Consider the following 507-nt stretch of genomic DNA (forward strand, 5'->3'; position numbering starts at 1 on the left):
GGCCTCGGCATTATCATGCTGGCGCGCGAGTCCGGACGGCCGATCCGGCCGGTGGCGATCGCCACCAGCCGGTTCAAACGCCTCAACAACTGGGACCGCTCGGTCATTCATTTGCCATTCGGGCGTGGCGTCATTGCCGCGGGCGAGATTCTCTGGGTGCCGCGCGATGCGGACACCGAGACGATGCAGAAGCTGCGCCTGCAACTCGAAGAGCGGTTGAACGACGTGACGCGCCGCGCCTACGACCTGGTCGGTCTCCCGAACGAGGGTCTTCATGCCTAGCGCGCTCCCAGCGACGCTTGCGGCGTACCGGCGGCTGTCGGCTCTTGCCGCGCCGCTCGCAGCGCCGCTGATCGCGCGCCGGCTGAAGCAGGGCAAGGAAGATCCCGAGCGGCTCGGCGAACGCCGCGGCGTTGCCAGCGTGGAGCGCCCGCCCGGACCGCTGATCTGGATTCATGGCGCGAGTGTCGGCGAGGTGCTTGCGGCGGCGGGACTGATCGAGCGGCT

General features: G+C 69.0%; 2 protein-coding genes. Both read left to right on the forward strand.

All coding sequences use genetic code 11. The features are described from left to right. A partial coding sequence (locus ACP4IX_RS36655; RefSeq protein ID WP_426559027.1) for a hypothetical protein occupies window positions 1-282 on the forward strand: 282 nt, incomplete at its 5' end. Then, a partial coding sequence (locus ACP4IX_RS36660; RefSeq protein ID WP_426559029.1) for a glycosyltransferase N-terminal domain-containing protein occupies window positions 275-507 on the forward strand: 233 nt, incomplete at its 3' end. The genes ACP4IX_RS36655 and ACP4IX_RS36660, both read left to right, overlap by 8 nt.

Source organism: Streptomyces sp. WG5 (assembly GCF_049974565.1).
In the GTDB taxonomy this organism is placed as follows: Bacteria; Actinomycetota; Actinomycetes; order Streptomycetales; family Streptomycetaceae; genus Streptomyces.